The sequence below is a fragment of the Pseudorhizobium halotolerans genome, assembly GCF_902153235.2.
Taxonomy (GTDB): domain Bacteria; phylum Pseudomonadota; class Alphaproteobacteria; order Rhizobiales; family Rhizobiaceae; genus Neorhizobium; species Neorhizobium flavum.
This window is the reverse complement of the sequence record NZ_CABFWE030000011.1, coordinates 319,527-336,793: the sequence shown is the minus strand read 5'-3', so window position 1 is coordinate 336,793 and position 17,267 is coordinate 319,527. Positions and strand designations below refer to the sequence as shown.

Annotated in this window: 14 protein-coding genes; 10 read left to right on the top strand and 4 right to left on the bottom strand. The window is 62.8% G+C overall.

The features are described from left to right. Positions 1 to 134: 134 nt before the first annotated feature. Positions 135 to 1,538, bottom strand: a complete 1,404-nt coding sequence (locus FN060_RS16980) for an aspartate aminotransferase family protein (RefSeq protein ID WP_142589112.1) — start codon at positions 1,536 to 1,538, stop codon at positions 135 to 137. Positions 1,539 to 1,551: 13 nt separating this feature from the next. Then, on the bottom strand, positions 1,552 to 3,030 hold the full coding sequence (locus FN060_RS16975; RefSeq protein WP_142589111.1) for an NAD-dependent succinate-semialdehyde dehydrogenase: 1,479 nt from the start codon (positions 3,028 to 3,030) through the stop codon (positions 1,552 to 1,554). Positions 3,031 to 3,147: 117 nt separating this feature from the next. Here FN060_RS16975 and FN060_RS16970 point away from each other — a divergent pair, with 117 nt between their 5' ends. Beyond that, positions 3,148 to 3,615, top strand: a complete 468-nt coding sequence (locus FN060_RS16970) for an Lrp/AsnC family transcriptional regulator (RefSeq protein ID WP_142589110.1) — start codon at positions 3,148 to 3,150, stop codon at positions 3,613 to 3,615. A gap of 52 nt (positions 3,616 to 3,667) precedes the next feature. Here the strand turns inward: FN060_RS16970 and FN060_RS16965 are convergent, their stop codons facing one another. Continuing rightward, positions 3,668 to 4,417, bottom strand: a complete 750-nt coding sequence (locus FN060_RS16965; RefSeq protein ID WP_142589109.1) for an IclR family transcriptional regulator — start codon at positions 4,415 to 4,417, stop codon at positions 3,668 to 3,670. Positions 4,418 to 4,534: 117 nt separating this feature from the next. Here FN060_RS16965 and FN060_RS16960 point away from each other — a divergent pair, with 117 nt between their 5' ends. The 9 genes from FN060_RS16960 to FN060_RS16920 all read left to right on the top strand — a co-directional run bounded on the left by FN060_RS16960 (position 4,535) and on the right by FN060_RS16920 (position 15,253). Further along, the gene (locus tag FN060_RS16960; protein WP_244665840.1) at positions 4,535 to 6,250 is read left to right on the top strand and encodes a thiamine pyrophosphate-requiring protein; all 1,716 of its coding nucleotides are present in this window, start codon (positions 4,535 to 4,537) and stop codon (positions 6,248 to 6,250) included. A 52-nt stretch (positions 6,251 to 6,302) separates the two neighbouring features. Then, the gene (locus tag FN060_RS16955; RefSeq protein WP_142589108.1) at positions 6,303 to 7,337 is read left to right on the top strand and encodes a TRAP transporter substrate-binding protein; all 1,035 of its coding nucleotides are present in this window, start codon (positions 6,303 to 6,305) and stop codon (positions 7,335 to 7,337) included. A gap of 4 nt (positions 7,338 to 7,341) precedes the next feature. Continuing rightward, complete coding sequence (locus FN060_RS16950; protein ID WP_127601199.1) at positions 7,342 to 7,869, top strand: TRAP transporter small permease; 528 nt, start codon at positions 7,342 to 7,344, stop codon at positions 7,867 to 7,869. A 3-nt stretch (positions 7,870 to 7,872) separates the two neighbouring features. Then, positions 7,873 to 9,198 (top strand): TRAP transporter large permease, encoded by a 1,326-nt coding sequence (locus FN060_RS16945; protein WP_142589107.1) that lies wholly within the window; start codon positions 7,873 to 7,875, stop codon positions 9,196 to 9,198. A 177-nt stretch (positions 9,199 to 9,375) separates the two neighbouring features. Then, positions 9,376 to 9,882 carry a DUF4142 domain-containing protein gene (locus tag FN060_RS16940; protein WP_142589106.1) on the top strand — a complete coding sequence of 169 codons (507 nt, stop codon included), beginning with the start codon at positions 9,376 to 9,378 and terminating at the stop codon, positions 9,880 to 9,882. A 217-nt stretch (positions 9,883 to 10,099) separates the two neighbouring features. Further along, on the top strand, positions 10,100 to 11,653 hold the full coding sequence (locus FN060_RS16935) for an ABC transporter substrate-binding protein (protein WP_142589105.1): 1,554 nt from the start codon (positions 10,100 to 10,102) through the stop codon (positions 11,651 to 11,653). 59 nt (positions 11,654 to 11,712) lie between these two features. After that, complete coding sequence (locus FN060_RS16930) at positions 11,713 to 12,660, top strand: ABC transporter permease (protein WP_142589104.1); 948 nt, start codon at positions 11,713 to 11,715, stop codon at positions 12,658 to 12,660. Beyond that, positions 12,657 to 14,453 carry a dipeptide/oligopeptide/nickel ABC transporter permease/ATP-binding protein gene (locus FN060_RS16925; RefSeq protein ID WP_244665839.1) on the top strand — a complete coding sequence of 599 codons (1,797 nt, stop codon included), beginning with the start codon at positions 12,657 to 12,659 and terminating at the stop codon, positions 14,451 to 14,453. The genes FN060_RS16930 and FN060_RS16925 overlap by 4 nt, the downstream gene beginning before the upstream one ends. Next, positions 14,450 to 15,253, top strand: coding sequence for an ATP-binding cassette domain-containing protein (locus FN060_RS16920; protein ID WP_142589103.1), 804 nt, complete (start codon positions 14,450 to 14,452; stop codon positions 15,251 to 15,253). The genes FN060_RS16925 and FN060_RS16920 overlap by 4 nt, the downstream gene beginning before the upstream one ends. A gap of 53 nt (positions 15,254 to 15,306) precedes the next feature. On the opposite strand, the gene FN060_RS16915 is transcribed toward FN060_RS16920, so the two are convergent. After that, positions 15,307 to 17,091 carry a gamma-glutamyltransferase family protein gene (locus tag FN060_RS16915; RefSeq protein ID WP_142589102.1) on the bottom strand — a complete coding sequence of 595 codons (1,785 nt, stop codon included), beginning with the start codon at positions 17,089 to 17,091 and terminating at the stop codon, positions 15,307 to 15,309. Between the last annotated feature and the right edge of the window lie 176 nt (positions 17,092 to 17,267).

Sequence of the window (17,267 nt, the reverse complement as noted above, 5' to 3'; positions counted from 1 at the left end):
ATGACATTATGCATGCTTCAGTGCAAAAGATGAAGCACTATGCAAGTTGCACGCTGCCTTTGCCTTCAGCATAGGCACGGCGCTGTAGACGAGACCAGCAGTGACCTAGGGCAAAGGCCGCCGAACCAGACAGGTCAAACGACCTCTCCGGCTCGCACCAGATCGTCCATGACGGCACGAACCGCGGCTTCGGCAATGGAGACGATCTCGTCGACCTCGGCCTTCGTCGTCACCAGCGGCGGCGCGAAGCCGAGGATGTCGCCATGCGGCATGGCGCGGGCGATGAGGCCGCGCTCGCGCGCCGCCTTCGACACGCGTGCTCCGACCGTCAGGTTCGGCTTGAACCGCGTCTTCTTCTCCCGGTCTGCGACGAACTCAATCGCCCCCATCAGTCCCACGCCGCGTACTTCGCCCACGATCGGGAGCTGTGCGAACTTCGCTTTCAGCTGCTCCTGGAAATAGCTGCCCACCGTGCGGGCGTTGCCCGGAAGGTCCTCCTTCTCGACAATGTCGAGGACGGCGTTCGCCGCGGCGGCGCCGATTGGGTGGCCCGAATAGGTATAGCCATGGGAGAATGCGCCGACGCGGTCGGCGCCGTCTTCCAAGACCATGAACACCTTCTCGCCGACGATTGCGCCCGAGAGCGGGAAATATGCCGACGTCAGTCCCTTCGCGACGGTGATCAGGTCGGGTTCGATGCCGTAATGCTGCGATCCGAACATGGAGCCGGTGCGCCCGAAGCCGGTGATGACCTCGTCGGCGATGAGCAGGATGTCGTACTTTCCGAGCACCTTTTGCACTTCCTCCCAATAGCCCTGCGGCGGCGGCGTGATGCCTCCGGTGCCGAGAACGGGTTCGGCGATGAAGGCACCGATCGTGTCCGGATCTTCGCGCAGGATCAGAGCCTCGAGCTCATCTGCGCGGCGCTTGGAGAATTCCTGCTCCGTCTCGCCTGCTTCCCCGCCCCAGTAGTGATGTGGCGCTCCGGTATGGAGAATGCCGGCGCGCGGCAGGTCCATGTGGTCGTGATAGAAGCTCATGCCGGTCATGGAGCCGGAAACGACGCTGCAGCCGTGATAGCCACGCTCGCGGGAGATGATCTTCTTCTTGTTCGGCTTGCCGCGCAGGTTGCTGTAGTACCAGACGAGCTTGGCTTGGGTCTCGTTGGCGTCCGAGCCGGACATCCCATAGAACACCTTGCTCATCTTGCCTGGTGCCATCTTCACCAAGCGATCGGAGAGGATCGCCAGTTCATCTGTCGTGTGGGCGGCATAGGAGTGGTAATAGGCGAGGCGGTAGGCCTGGCGCGAAATGGCCTCGGCGACTTCCGTCCGGCCATATCCGACATTGACGCAGTATAGCCCGGCGAAACCGTCGATCAGTTCCTTGCCGTGTGCATCCTGGATGCGGATGCCCTTGCCGGTCTCGACAATTGTCGGGTCGCCCATCTTGCCGGAGGCGAAGTCCTTGAGCTGCGTGAAGGGATGCAGGACCGAATTGCGGTCCATCTCGGCGATCTGGTTAAGGTTCATGGTCATGGGGAGGCTCCTTTCATGCAGCGAGGTTGCCGAAGCAGACGTATTTTGCCTCGAGATATTCCAGCAGGCCGTGGCGTGATCCCTCACGGCCAAGGCCCGATTGCTTCCAGCCCCCGAAGGGGATCGGCGCGCCGGTGAACTTGGGTGTGTTGACGGCAACCATCCCGTATTCGAGCCGGTCGGTAAGACGCATCGCTCGGCCGAGATCGTTTGTGTAGACATAGGCTGCGAGTGCCATTTCGCTCGCATTGGCACGCGCCAACACCTCTTTCTCGTCGTCGAAGGGAAGGATCGCGGCCACCGGCCCGAAAGTCTCCTCCCGTGCGACCAGCATGTCGTCGGTGACATCGGCAAGCACGGTGGGCGTGACGAAATTGCCGCCGAGTAGGCTGTCCTGCCCCCCGCAGACGAGACGCGCGCCGGCTGAAAGGGCCTGCGCGATCTGCTGGCGGCACTTTTCCCCGACCGAGGGGAGCGTCATCGGGCCGATATCGACGTCGGGTTCAAGGCCGTGCCCGACGTTAAGCTGGGAGGTTGCCTTGGCGAACTGCTCGACAAAGCGATTGTAGATGCTGTGCTGGACGTAGATGCGATTGGCGGCAAGGCAGTCCTGGCCGGACGTGGCGAACTTCGCCTTGATGCAATCGCTGACGGATCTGGAAATGTCAGCATCGTCGAACAGGATGAACGGCGCATGGCCGCCGAGTTCCAGCGAGGCCTTCTTCACCGTCGCGGCGGACTGGGTGAGGAGGATGCGCCCGACCTCCGTCGAGCCGGTGAACGAAAATGCCCGCACCTCGGTATTTTCCAGGAGGCGGCGGGCAAGTGGCGCGGCCTCGCCGGTGAGAACCTGGAAAACGCCCGCCGGCACACCGGCCTCCTTGGCGAGCTTGGCCAGGGCAAGCGCCGAAAGCGGCGTTTCGGGCGCGGGCTTGACGATCATCGTGCAGCCGGCCGCGAGAGCGGCGCCAGCCTTGCGGGTGATCATGGCGGAGGGAAAATTCCAGGGCGTGATGGCGACGGTGACGCCGAGAGGCTGCATCTGCACCGAAAGGCGGCTGCTGGGCAGATGGCTGGGCATCGTCTCGCCGTAGGCGCGCTCGCCCTCGGCGGCAAACCAGTCCAGGAAATTTGCCGCATAGGAAATCTCGCCCAGGGATTCCGCCAGCGGCTTGCCCTGTTCGCAGGTCATGATGACGGCAAGGTCCTGCGCGTTCTCCCGCATCAGCCTCGCCCAGGTCCGCAGGATCTCCCCACGTGCAGCCGGCAGCCAGTCGCGCCAGTCGAGGAAGGCACGTTTCGCTGTTTCCACAGCGGCGTCCGCATCCTGCAGCGAGCAGGCAGCAACGTCGGCGAGAGGTTCCTGTGTCGCTGGATCGATGACGCGTAGGGTTTCGCGGCGCTCCATCCACTCGCCATTCAAGAAGGCGCGGCTTTCGAGCAGATCCGGTCGGCGCAGGTTTTTCAGGGCAGCAATAGCGATGCCTTCCATGGGGCCTCCAAGGGGTTTACACGCAGTCTAGTCTCGGACGAAGATCGAGACGCTGCGTCACCAAGCAAGGCGATGCAGAAATTCGGCTTACTTCAGCCACAGACGCAGGAATTCTGCATGACCTCGCTTGATAGAGCTGACCGGGCTCTGCTTGAAGCCGTTCAGAAGAACAACCGGCTGACGTCGGACGAACTGGCGCAGATCATCAATCTTTCACCGACTGCCTGCCAGCGGCGATTGAAGCGGTTGCGTGAGGAAGGCGTGATCGAGGCCGATGTATCCATCGTTTCGCCCAAGGCCGCCGGACGCGGCATCACGATGATCGTCCTCGTCTCCCTTGAACGCGAACGGGCGGACATCGTCGACCGGTTCAAGGCCGCGATCCGGGCCACGAAGGAAGTGATGATCGGCTACTATGTCACCGGAGATGCAGACTTCATCCTGGTCATCACAGCGAAGGACATGGAGGACTATGAGGCCTTTACCCGCCGGTTCTTCTACGAGAACCACGACATCAAGGGGTTCAAGACCATGGTGGTGATGGACCGCGTGAAAGCCGGTTTTGCTTTCCCGATTTCTGACTGACCGCTGCACTGCGGGTGCGAAATGTAAGCGCTAGCTTACGACTGAAGACCACTCAGAGAACCTGTCTGATCTCGTCGGCGGTCGATTGCAGGAGTGGCAGGAGGCTTGCCAGGCGGTCGGCAGTCAGGCGGGCGGACGGTCCGAATATGGAAATGCCCGCCACCATGTGGCCGGCCGCTGTCTTGACTGGGACGGCGATGGCCGAGAGCCCCGTCTCTCGCTCGCCGTAGTTCGTGGCAAAGCCTTGTCGGCGGATGATTTCCAGTTCCTGTGACAGAACGTCAGGATCGGAGACGGTGTCTGCCGAAAGCGGCGTCAGATCCGTAGCGTTCAGGTAGCTTTTGAGCATGGCCGGCTCGGACATGGCCAGCCACAGCTTGCCGTTGGCTGTCGCATAAGCCTCCATGCGGGCGCCAACGCGCGCATTGAAGCTGAAGGTCTGGTCTGAATGGGCGGCCGCGATGCAGGTGATGACCGACCCATCGAAGGTCGTTGCCATTGCTCCTTCCTTGGTCTCCGCGGCCAGCCCATTGAGAAAGGGCTGGATCTGGGCCGCTAGGCGGCTGAAGCTCTTGGCCCTTTCCCCGTAGTCGATCAGCTTGCTTCCAAGTCGGTACAGGCCTTTTCGGGGGGAAGTCAGCAGGCCCGCTTCGGCCAGCGTTCTCAAGAGCCGATGAGCCGTGATGCCGTTCATATCCCCAAGTTCAGCCACATCTCGGGCTGTCAGTTCCTGCCTCTTGTCGTCGAAAAGGTCGAGTATGCTGACTGCCTTGAGGATCGAGTTGTTGAGGGGCGTACTCATGGGGTCCTGACCGTTCCTGCAAACTTGCTGGAAGCTGCTTGACACAACGTGCAAAACAGCGTGATATTGAAATTAGTATTTCAATATGTGAAATGTCAAGCGGATCGGAGGGCCTGGGTGGATGCGTTGAGGAGTGGCGATGGGCAGGTGGTAGCCGGCAGTGTTATCTTCAGCCGGCTGAAGACGCTTGGCGTCGACTACGTGTTCGCAAATTCCGGGACTGATTTCCCGCCCATCATCGAGGGCCTGGCCGAAGCGGCAGCGTCTGGCGTTGCGCTGCCGCAGGCCATCACCATTCCGCACGAGCATGCAGCCATGGGCATGGCCCATGGCTATTATTTCCTGTCCGGCAAGGCGCAGGCGGTCATCCTGCACACTAATGTCGGCCTCGCCAACGGCGCGATCGGTGCGCTCAATGCGGCCACGGATCACGTTCCGATGCTTCTCATGTCAGGCCGGACACCGACCGTGGAAAAAGGCCGCTTCGGTGCGCGTACGGTTCCGATCGGCTGGGGTCAGGAGATGCGCGATCAGACCGCACTCGTGCGGGAGGCCGCCAAGTGGGACTACGAGCTGCGGTTTCCCGAGCAGGTATCGGATATGCTCGACCGCGGCCACGCGATCGCGAACTCCACCCCGAAGGGCCCGGTCTATCTCAGCCTGCCGCGCGAAGTCCTGAGCGAGACGATCGATGCATCCGCAACCGCCGCAACGCCGACGATGATGCCCGCGCGCGTCGAAGCCTCGGCGAGCGATATTAGTCAGGCGGCGGAATGGCTGGTGGCAGCGAGGAAGCCGGTCATCTTCGTGCAACGCGGTGCAGGTGACGCCGAGGGCTTCGCAGCGCTTTCGCAACTGGCAGACCGCTTCTCCATTCCCGTGGTCCATTACTGGGCGACGCAAATCGGCCTGCCGACCAGTCATCCGATGTGGGCCGGTGCCGATCCGGCTCCGTGGCTCGAGGACGCTGATGTCGTACTGGTCATAGACGCGCTGGCGCCGTGGATGCCGGAGATCCATTCGCCGCCCGCGGCTGCAAAGGTCATTCACCTCGGCCCCAACCCGCTCTTCAGCCGCTTCCCGGTGCGCAACTTCCGCTCCGATCTCTCGATCGCGACGGAAACCTCGGCCGGTCTGGTTGCGCTGGCCGCTGCGATGGAAAAGCTGGGTGATCCCGATCCGGCAGGCCGTGAAGCGCGGGCAAGGCCCTTGCGGACAAGACTGACGGAGCAGCGCGAAACGGAGATTGCCGTTGCGCGCGACGAAGACGGGCCGCGGATGACGAAGGCCCATGTGGCCTGGTGCCTGTCCGAAGCGCTGAAGGCACATGAGGCGACAGTGCTGTCGGAACTCGGATGTCCGCTCGCTCCGATGACGCTTGATCACCCGCAGGCATGGTACCAGGAGCCGCATTCCGGCGGCCTTGGCTGGTCTCTTCCCTGCGCCATGGGAATGAAGCTTGCTCGGCCCGACAGGCTGGTGGTCGCGACGCTGGGCGACGGATCCTATATGTTCGCCAATCCCGTGGCCTGCCATCAGATCATGGAAGCCTACGATATTCCCGTGCTGATCCTGATCCTCAACAATGCGGAATGGGGGGCGGTGCGGCAATCCGTGACCATGATGTATCCGGAGGGCTATGCGGCCAAGGCGAACCAGATGCCGCTGACCGGGCTTTCGCCCAGTCCGGATTTCACCAAGATTGCCGAAGCCAGCAATGCATGGGGACGGAAGGTCACGGAACGAGCCGACCTGCCTGCGGCCCTGGAGGCTGCGGTCACGGAGGTGATGCAGAACAAGCGCACTGCGCTGCTCGACATACGGGTGGCGTGATAACATGCCGGCAATGCCGGCGCTTCAGAGGCTAAACAGGGAGGAAATGCCAATGAAAACCTTGAAGACACTGCTGGTGGCGGCCATGGCCACGACCGCGTTGAGCGCTTCGGCGTTCGCGCAGGAATTCACCCTGAAACTCCATCATTTCCTGGGCCCGAAGTCGCCGGCCCAGACCCAGATGCTGGAGCCTTGGGCGAAATCCATCGAGGAAGCCAGCGGCGGCAAGGTCAAGATCGAGATCTATCCCTCGATGTCGCTCGGCGGCGCCCCCCCGGAACTGATCAGCCAGGTTCGCGACGGCGTCGTTGACCTCATCTGGACGGTCAATGGCTACACGCCGGGGCTTTTCCCGCGCACGGAAGTCTTCGAACTTCCCTTCATCCACACCAACGACATCAAGGCGACCAATCTGGCGATCCGCGCGATGTTCGACGAGCACCTTGCCGAAGAGTACAAGGGCGTGAAGGTGATGTTCCTGCACAGCCATGCAGGCCAGGCCATCCAGATGGTCAAGGACGAAGTCCGCAAGCCGGAAGACCTGGCCGGGAAGAAGATGCGCATTCCAACCCGCACCGGCGCATGGGTCATCGAAGCCCTCGGCGCGGCGCCGGCGGCCATGCCGGTTCCGGATATCCCGCAGGCCTTCTCGAAGGGCGTGGTCGACGGCGCCCTGATCCCCTGGGAGATCATCCCGGCCCTGAAGCTCCAGGATCAGACCGAGTACCAGGTCGAGGGTCACGACATGACCCGCTTCGGCACCACGATCTTCCAGGTGTCGATGAATCTGGACAAGTGGAACTCGCTGCCCGAAGATGTTCAGAAGGCATTCGTCGATAACTCCAACGAGGAGTGGCTGGCGAAGGCCGCCGATATCTGGCGGCAGATCGACGACGGCGGCATCAAGGTCGCCACGGACGCCGGCAACACCCATATCCAGCTGACCGAGGAAGAGACACAAGCCTTCCAGACGGTGCTTGAACCGGTCGTCGATCGCTGGGTCAATGAGGTCGATGGCAAGGGGATCGACGGCGCGACCCTGGTGAGCAAGGCCCGGGAATTGATCTCGGCCAATTCGGCCAAGTAAGACGATGGCGGTCGGACGAGCCGGCAATAGGGGGGTGGGGCTGAAAGGCCTCACCCACCGCATCATCACCGCCTGGGCGCTCGCCGGTGGCGTCGTTATTCTCCTGGTGGTAGCCATTCAGACGATCAGCGTCATCACGGGTGCGTTCGGCAACCCGTTGCCCGGAGACTTCGAACTGACCGAGCTGGGTGTCGCGGTCGGCGTCTTCTGCTTCCTGCCATACTGCCAGTTGACCGATGCCAACGTCACCGCGGATATCTTCACATCGGGACTGAAACGGCGTTCGCGTGCGGTATTGATCTTGCTCTCCGCGCTCGTGGCGCTGGTCTTTGCGGCCATCATGGCGTGGAGAACCTGGATCGGGACGCTCGACCAGTTCGAATACGACTATCAGACGGCAATCCTGCAGATCCCGATCGGCTACGCTTTCATCCCGATCGTCATCTCCCTCCTGCTCCTTGTCCTGGCGTCGCTGGTGACGCTGGCTGAGAGCTATCGGGACATCGCTCACCCACAGCAGGAACGTATGTGACGCATGGATCAGAGTCTCCTACTCGGGCTTGTGGGCCTTGCAGCGCTTGTCATCCTCATCGGCATACGGATGCCGATTGCCTATGCGATGATCCTTGTCGGCGCGCTTGGGACCGTCGCCCTGAACGGCCACGCGGTACTTCTCAACCAGTTGAAGACGCTCGGTTTCAGCCAGTTCTCCAAATATGACATGTCGGTCATCCCGATGTTCGTGCTGATGGGCTACATCGCCACCCGCGCTGGCCTGTCGCAGGACCTTTTCCGCGCCGCCAACGCCTGGTTCGGGCGTATGCGCGGCGGCGTCGCCATGTCTGCCATTGCCGCCTGCGCGGGGTTCGGCGCCGTCTGCGGTTCATCGCTGGCGACGGCCACCACCATGGGCCAGGTGGCCCTTCCCGAGTTGAAGCGGTACCGCTATTCCGGCGCGCTGGCGACCGGCACGCTGGCAGCTGGTGGCCTTCTGGGAATCCTGATACCGCCTTCGGTCGTTCTTGTCGTGTATGCGGTCATTGTCGAGGCGAATATCGTCTCCATGTTCGCCGCCGCACTGTTCCCCGGTTTGATCGCGGTCGTGCTCTTCATCCTGGTGATCGCAATCTACGTGCGGGTCGTGCCGGATTCCGGCCCGGCCGGAGACAGGATCTCCTGGTCGGAGTGGATTTCGGCCACCTTGGGGGTCGTTCCCGTTCTCGGCATCTTCGTCATCGTCATCGGTGGCATCTATGTCGGTCTCTACAATCCGACTCCGGCTGCGGCCATCGGTGTAGCCCTGGTGGCGCTCTACGGGTCACTCAGGCGTGGCGTGCGCCTGTCCGATTATCGCTGGGCGCTGCTGGAGACGGCGAAAACCAGCGGGATGATCTATCTGATCCTGTTCGGCGCCGAACTCCTGAAGATCTTCATGTCCCGGGGCGGTGTGCCCCAGGCCGCCGCGGAGATGATGGTCAATTCCGGGCTCTCGCCGATGGTGATCCTCATCCTGCTGCTTCTTGCGCTGATCGTCCTGGGCTGCCTCATGGATTCGATGTCGATGATCCTGCTGGTCATGCCCTTCTTCTGGCCGGTGGTGAGCGAACTCGATTTCGGCATGCCGACAGAGGACGTGAAGATCTGGTTCGGCGTCCTGGCGCTGATCGTCGTGGAGCTCGGGTTGATCACGCCGCCTGTCGGGATGAACGTGTTTGTCATCAGCTCCTTGGCGAAGGACGTGCCGATGAGCCAGACATTCAAGGGTGTGGCCCCGTTCTTCCTGGGCGAGCTTGTGCGGCTGGCACTGTTGATTGCCTTTCCGGTGATCTCGCTCTGGCTGCCACGGCTGATCTCTGGCTGAACCGGGCTCTGCCGGTCGAGCGGTCCCCATCAACTCGGCCATGATGGGGGCATTCACGTCGCTCGCGGACGCCTATGCCCGTTGGTGGAACTTCGGAGGGTCGATCCGGTTCGCTCCTTGGGCCTCGCGCTTCGGATCGCGGGCGCGATAGCGATCGTCCCAACGGAAGGTATTCGGATGTACAGGTCTCTCCCCGGCATATTGATTCTTGTCCTGCTGTTCCTGCCGGCTGGCCTCGCGCCGGCTTTTGCCCAGCAGGATGAGAAGCGGATGTTCGCCGACCGTCTGACCAGCCTAAGCAACTTCGTGCTGAAGTCGGCAGAGGTTGCGGCGTCTCGCGGACAGGAGGAATTCGTCAAGACCTTCGCCCAGACGGTAACGGATCAGATGCGGCAGGGGTTCGGGGTGGAGCTTGTGGAAGCGATCAGACAGGAGGGCCTCGATCCCTCGCCCGAACTGTCTCAGGAATATCAGAACAAGCTTCAGGCTCTCGAGACGGCAACTGAGGAGCAGTTCAGCAACGCCTACTTCTCAGCCCAGGTGCTGGCGCTGGAAAGCATGATCCAGCTGATAGAGGAGTATCAGCAGACCGGGCAGGACGGAGCGCTGAAGGCCTTCGCCGCCAACCACTTGGGTGGGCTCAGGACCCTCTATATCCGCGCTCAGGAATTCTCCGTCCGTTGAACGGGCCTCGAGGTTGCGCACGCTCCTGCAATGAACCGAGAGCCGCAATCCCACTGCGCAACCGACCGGCCCAGAACCATGCAGGAATGACAGGCGGAGCTGGCGGCACGCTTGGGCGATAGCTGCAAGCCGCGATGCGTGGACCCTTCATCCTTGCCATCGCGGATCAGGGGGTTAAGTTACCTGCCAAACGGGCCAAATCGAAAGGATCTTCCCCATGAAGAGGCTGTTTCACCGCGCGGTCGTAGTCACCGCGCTTGCGCTGTTTGGCGTTTCGGCGGCAGCGCAGACACCCCCGAATGTTCTGGTCGTCGGGCAGATCGCCGAGCCGAAGTCGCTCGATCCTCATGCAGTCACTGCAACGAATGACTTCCGTATCCTGGTCAACCTTTATGACGGGCTCGTCCGCTACAAGGATGGGACGCTCGAGGTGGAGCCGGCGCTGGCGGAGAGCTGGACGATCTCCGATGACGGTAAGACCTATACCTTCAAGCTCCGGCAAGGCGTTAGGTTCCATGACGGCTCTGCGTTCAATGCCGAAGCGGTGAAGTTCAACTTCGACCGGATGCTGAAGGACGACCATCCCTTCCACGATACGGGACCTTTCCCGCTGTCCTTCAATTTCTCGGCTGTCGAGGCGGTCAACGTCATCGACGACAGCACCGTCGAGTTCAAGCTGAACGAACCCTTCGCGCCCTTCCTGTCCAACCTCGCCTATCCGACAGGCCTGATCGTCTCGCCGGCCGCGGTGGAGCAGCATGGCAAGGATTTCGGACGCAATCCGTCGGGAACCGGGCCGTTCAGGTTCGCAGAGTGGAAGTCCAACCAGCTCGTGGCTGCTGAACGCAACAACGATTATTGGGACGGCGCGCCGGCGCTGGAGGCGGTTGTCTTTCGGCCGATCACCGATGCCAACACGCGCATCGCGGAAATGATGGCAGGCGGCATCGACATCATGGTGGAAGTGCCGCCGGACAGCCTAGCGTCATTCCGCTCCGACGCCAACCTGAATGTTGTGGAGCAGGCCGGCCCGCATGTGTGGTTCGCCATCCTCAACACCAAGGAGGGCCCCTTCGCCGACAAGCTTGTCCGGCAGGCTGCGAACTATGCCGTCAACAAGGAAACCCTCGTCAACGATGTGCTTCAGGGCACCGCCACCGTTGCCGCGGGGCCGATCCCGCCCGCCTTCAATTGGGTCCAAAGCTCGGTGGAGCCCTACCCCCACGACCCGGCACGTGCGAAGCAGCTGCTCGCCGAAGCGGGCGTCGAAAATCCGAAGATTACCTTCTACGTGACCGAGGGCGGCTCTGGAATGCTCAACCCCGTCACAATGGGCGCCGCCATACAGGCGGACCTGCAGGCCGTCGGTTTCGATGTCGCCATAGAGACCTACGAGTGGAACACGTTCCTGGGGCGGGTGAACGAAGGGCTGGAAGGCAAGGCCGACATGGCTGAGATGGCCTGGATGACCAACGATCCCGACACGGTGCCCTATCTGACGCTTCGAACCGAGGCCTCGCCGGAAAATGGTGGCTTCAACTCCGGCTACTATTCCAACCCGGAAGTCGACGAACTGCTGGCCAAAGCCCGGACCTCCACCGACCAGGCTGAGCGCGCCGAGCTTTATGAGAAAGTGCAGGAGATCGTCCATGAGGATGCACCTTGGCTCTTCGTGTCGAACTGGGTCCAGAACGCAGTGACCACCGCAGCCGTGCAAGGCTTCAAGCTCCAGCCGTCGTTCCTGCTGCACCTGAAGGACGTCACCAAGTAGCCGTCCTGCCTTCGCCGGTTCCCGGGCGGGAACCGGCGAAACCTTTTCGGAGGCTGCTCATGCCTACCTATGTCGCAAAGCGGCTGCTTTCGGTCTTTCCCGTTCTGTTCGGCCTCTCCGTCATCGTCTTCCTGGTGATGTCGATGATCCCCGGCGATCCGGCGACTGCCATACTGGGCGCCTATGCCACCCCGGAGAATGTAGAGCGCATCAATCGTGATCTTGGGCTCGATAAGCCGTTGGTGCAGCAGTACTTCATCTGGATCGGCAATGTCCTCCAGGGCGACTTCGGTCGCTCCTTTGCCCTCAATCGTCCTGTCCTTGACGAGGTGCTGGAACGTTTCCAGGCGACGCTTGTCCTTGCCGGCGTGTCGCTCATCCTCTGCTCGGTAATCGGCCTTCTCGCAGGTGTCGTCTCGGCCGTTCGCCAGTTCGGCTGGGCCGACAGGGTGATCACCTTCCTGGTGCTTGCCGGCATATCCATGCCGTCCTTCTGGCTCGGCCTGATCCTCATTCTGCTATTCGCTGTAAAGTGGCGGTTACTGCCGGCGAGCGGCATGTATGCGATCTATGGAGGCGGTGACCTGAAGGACCTTCTGCTCCACCTGATCCTGCCCGCAGCAACCCTTGCCGTTGTCGCCGCCGGCGTCATCGCCAGGCTGACGCGCGCTGCGATGCTGGAGGTGCTCCGCCAGGATTTCGTGCGCACCGCCCGCGCCAAGGGGCTGCCGGAACGGCAGGTCATCTACCGCCACGCCTTTCGTGCCGCGCTCGTCAGCGTCATCCCCGTCATCGGGATCCAGGCCGGCTTCGTGCTCGGCGGCGCCGTCTACATCGAAACCGTGTTCCAGTGGCCCGGTATCGGCGCCATGCTCGTGAATGCGATCTCTACCCGCGACATACTCCTGGTCCAGGGCGGGGTCCTCGTCGTCGCAGCGAGCTATGTCCTCTTCAACCTCGCGGCGGACATTCTGCAAACCATGCTTGACCCAAGGATCCGCTCATGACCGACAGTCTGATGGTGGTGCCGGCGCCGAAGGCGGGGTCGCAGCGCATTTCCTCCTGGAGCCTGCTCCTCCATAACCGACTTGCGGCCATCGGGCTGTTCCTCCTGGCACTGCTCGTGCTGGTCGCGCTCCTGGCGCCGGTCCTGCCGCTGCCCGATCCGAATGCGACGGCACCGGCGGAGCGGCTGCGACCCTTTCTCTTCGAGGGCCACCTTCTGGGCACGGACGAGTTGGGGCGCGACATCCTCAGCCGCCTCATCTGGGGCAGTCGCGTTTCCATGACCGTCGGCTTTTCGGCGACGCTGGTCGCGGCGGTGATCGGTTCGGCAATCGGCCTCGTCTCCGGCTATGCGGGCGGCCGCACCGACAACCTGATGATGCGCGGCATCGACATGCTGATGGCCTTTCCCTACATCCTTTTGGCGCTTGCAATCGTTGCGGTGCTGGGGCCGGGGCTGATGAACGCGCTCTACGCGATCGCAGTCGTCAACATCCCCTTCTTCGCCCGCAACGTCCGGGGCGTGACCCTGGCACTGTCCCATGCGGAGTTTGTCGATGCAGCACGTCTGTCCGGCAAGGGCCATGTCTCCATTCTTTCGACCGAGATCCTCCCCAATGTCCTGCCGGTGATCGTCATCACCATGTCGACGACTGCAGGATGGATGATCCTGGAAACGGCAGGCCTCAGCTTCCTCGGCCTCGGCGCGCAACCGCCCCAGGCGGACCTGGGCTCAATGCTCGGCGAAGGCAGGGCGCAGCTCTTCACGGCGCCGCATGTCTCCGTCGTGCCGGGGGTGATGATCTTCCTGATCGTCATCAGCTTGAACGTCCTAGGTGACGGCATCCGCGACGTGCTTGACCCACGTCTGCGATCGGGTGCGCTTCTTCGCCCCGGACCGCGCACGGCAGTCGATCCCGCTCGCGCAAGGCCACCGTCCGGCAAGCCGGATGCCGTGCTGGATGTCCAGGGGTTGGAAACAGGCTTCACCCGCAACGGGCACTATTCGGCCGCCGTGAAGGACGTCTCGCTCCACCTTCGGCCGGGCGAGTGCCTGGGATTGATCGGCGAGAGCGGGTCGGGGAAGAGCGTGACGGCCCTGTCTGTCATGGGGCTCGTGAATTCCCCGCCCGGCATCATTCGCAACGGCGCAATCTATCTCCATGGTGAGGACGTTCTCGCCATGCCGGAGACGAAGCTGATTGCCTGCAGGGGAAGCCGGGTTGCCTATATCTTCCAGGATCCGCTGACGACGCTGCATCCGATGCATCCCATCGGCCGGCAGGTGGAGGAGGCAATCGCCGCCCATCAGAGGCTGGACCGCCGTTCCCTTCAGGAGCGCAGCATTGCGCTTCTCGAGCGGGTAGGCATTCCGGAGGCCGGCGAGCGGGCAAGGCATTTCCCCCATCAGCTTTCCGGCGGGCAGCGCCAGCGGGTCGGCATTGCCATGGCGCTCGCGAATGATCCGGATGTCATCATTGCCGACGAGCCGACCACGGCGCTGGATGTCACGGTCCAGGCGCAGATCCTCGATCTGCTAAGGGACCTGCAGAAGGAAAGGGGCATGGCGCTTCTGTTCATCACCCATGACTTCGGCGTGGTGGCGGAGATCTGCGACCGCGTCGCCGTGATGAAGGACGGTGCGGTGGTGGAGATGGGCGAAACACGCGCAGTGCTAGCCAATCCCCAGCACGATTACACGAAGCGGCTGATCGCCTGTGTTCCGGAGATCGGGCAGGGGAAGACCTTCCTGGAACGCGTATCGGTACTCTTCCGGCCGGAGAACCGCGCATGACGGAGAAGGCGCTCGAGGTTCGCCACCTGATCAAGACCTTCGGAGGCGGTCGTTCGCTGTTCGGCGGCAGGCGCCACATGGTAACGGCGGTGGATCACGTCTCGCTCGCGCTGCGGAGCGGAGAGACGCTTGCGGTTGTGGGCGAAAGCGGCTCGGGCAAGAGCACGCTCGCCCGTATGCTGGTTGGGCTCGAACAGCCGACCGCGGGCGACATGATGATTGCGGGTCAAGACGCGGGTAAATTGCGTCGACAGGGTGCGCGCGCCTTCGGTAAGGTTGTCCAGTACGTCTTCCAGGACCCGGTCGCCTCGCTCAACCCGCGCAAGACGATCGGCGAGATCCTGGAGACGCCGTTGAAACTGCTGAGCGGCTACGGCGCAGACAAGCGGCGGGCGCGGATGGCGGACCTCATGGATGCGGTCCAGATGCCGGCCGACACCCTGAGCCGCTATCCTCACGAGTTCTCGGGCGGACAGGCGCAGCGTATCGCCATTGCACGGTCGCTCGCGGCCGAGGCGCAGATCCTCATCCTGGACGAGCCGGTCAGCGCCCTCGATGTCTCTGTGCAGGCGCAGGTCCTGCTGCTCCTGCAGGAGTTGAAGCAGAAGTTCGGCCTGTCCTACCTGTTCATCAGCCACGACCTCGCGGTGGTGGAGGCGATAGCCGACCGGGTCGCCGTCATGCGCTCGGGACGGGTGGTGGAACAGGGGCCCGTCGAGGCCCTGTTCGGCAGCCCGCAGGATCCCTACACCCGGCAGTTGATCGGTAGCGCTCCGAGGATGCGCAGGACCGGCCCTTGAGGCCTCAGGCAACTGCGTCGCCGTGGTTGTGCCGTTGAAGTCGTCCGCGTCGACTATCGTCCTACGGCATAGGCCTGCATCAGCCGTGGTGTCGCCGCTGCGCGAAGAAGCCCGTCCTCGTCACGCCTTGCAGCCGTCAGGCGTCCCACCGTCCACGGGTCGGCCACGGTGACCTTGTGACCTCGGCGCCGCAGCTCGTCGAGGACATCCGCGCCGATATTGCGTTCGACCATGATCTCGCCCGGGGAACTTGTGCGCGGATAGAAGGAGCCCGGAAAGTGCGAGGTGTGGAAAAGAGGCGTGTCGATCGCCGCCTGCAGGTTCTTTCCGTGATGGACATACCGGAGAAAGAAGGGCAGCTGCCACTGATCCTGCTGGTCGCCGCCGGGAGTCCCGAAAGCAAGGGTGGGCCGACCTTGGTGAAGGGCGAGCGACGGCGTAAGGGTCGTGCGCGGCCGCTTGCCGGGCGCAAGCGATGTCGGCAGGCCGGGTTTCAGCCAGAACATCTGCGCACGGGAATTCAGGGCGAAACCGAGGCCGGGGACGATCGGTGACGACTGCAGCCAGCCACCGGATGGCGTCGTCGAGACCATGTTGCCCCACCGGTCGATGACGTCGATGTGGACGGTGTCGCCCCGCTTCTCCGACAGGTGTGCCATGGTCGGCTCGTAGACGGCGCCCTTGCCGCTCATCTCGTCGAGCATGGCAAGCGTGAGGTCGTACTGGTTTTCGTAGCCGGGAACGCGCCCCGGACGCAGTTCGTGCGACGCCTGCGCCCCGATCAGCTTGCGGCGCTCGCTGTTGTAGGTGTCCGACAGCAGATGGTCGATCGGCACTTGGGAGAAGTTGACGTCGCCGTAGTAGACTTCCCGGTCGGCGAAGGCGAGCTTCATCGCTTCCACCAGGGTGTGCACGAAATCGGGTCCGGCCGGATCCATGGACGCGATGTCGAAACCCTTCAACAGTGCCAGCGACTGCAGCAGCACCGGGCCCTGTCCCCACGCGGCGGTCTTGGCGATCGTCCAGTCGTGGTAGTCGTAGGTCTGCGGCTTCTCGATGGTTGCTTCCCAGCCTGCCATGTCCTCCGCCGTCAGGACACCTTTGTGACGTTGCCCGCTGGCGTCCATCACCTCTGCGGTCTCCAGGTAGTGGTCGATCGCCTCCGCAACGAAGCCGCGATAGAAGGCGTCGCGCGCGGCCTGGACCTGCTCCTCGCGACCGGACTTGGATTCCGCTTCGGCAATGATGCGCTTCCAGGTCTCGGCGAGCACCGGGTTCCGGAAGTTGGAGAGAGGCTCGGGAACCGAGCCGCCCGGCAGCCAGGTCTGGTAGGATGTCGGCCACTCGTTCTCGAAGAATGTTGCCATCCCCTTGATCGTCGCGGAGACGCGCGCCAGTACGGGATGCCCCTGCTCGGCATAGTAGATGGCAGGTTCCAGCACCTCGCGGACTGACATGGTGCCATAGTCGCGAAGCATCAGCATCCAGCCGTCAAACGCGCCCGGGATGACCGTCGCGAGCAGTCCGTCGCCAGGGATCAGCCGCAGCCCTTCTGCGGTGTAGTGCTCGATCGTGGCCCTTCTCGGCGCGGGCCCCTGGGCGCATATGACCTCGATCCTGTCGCGCTTCTTCGAATAGATGACGGCCGGCATGTCTCCGCCGGGTCCGCACAGGTGCGGCTCGACGACCTGCAGCACGAAACCGGCGGCCACGGCCGCGTCGAATGCATTGCCGCCCTTCTCGAGGATGCTCATGCCGACCGCGGAGGCAATCCAGTGGGTCGAGGTGAAGACGCCGAAGGTGCCGAGGATTTCGGGGCGGGTGGTGAATTCAGTCATCAGGAAGTCCCTGTCTATGTCATGCCGCGCGCCGATCGAACGAATGTGCAGCCCATAGGGGCGACTTTGAAGCTGCACGCTTCGACGTCAACCTTTTTCGTTCGGTCTTGGGTGACACTGGCGTGCCGTCCGTCCCTCGCGGGGATCGGCGACGGAACGCCCTGCCGTAAAAAGAC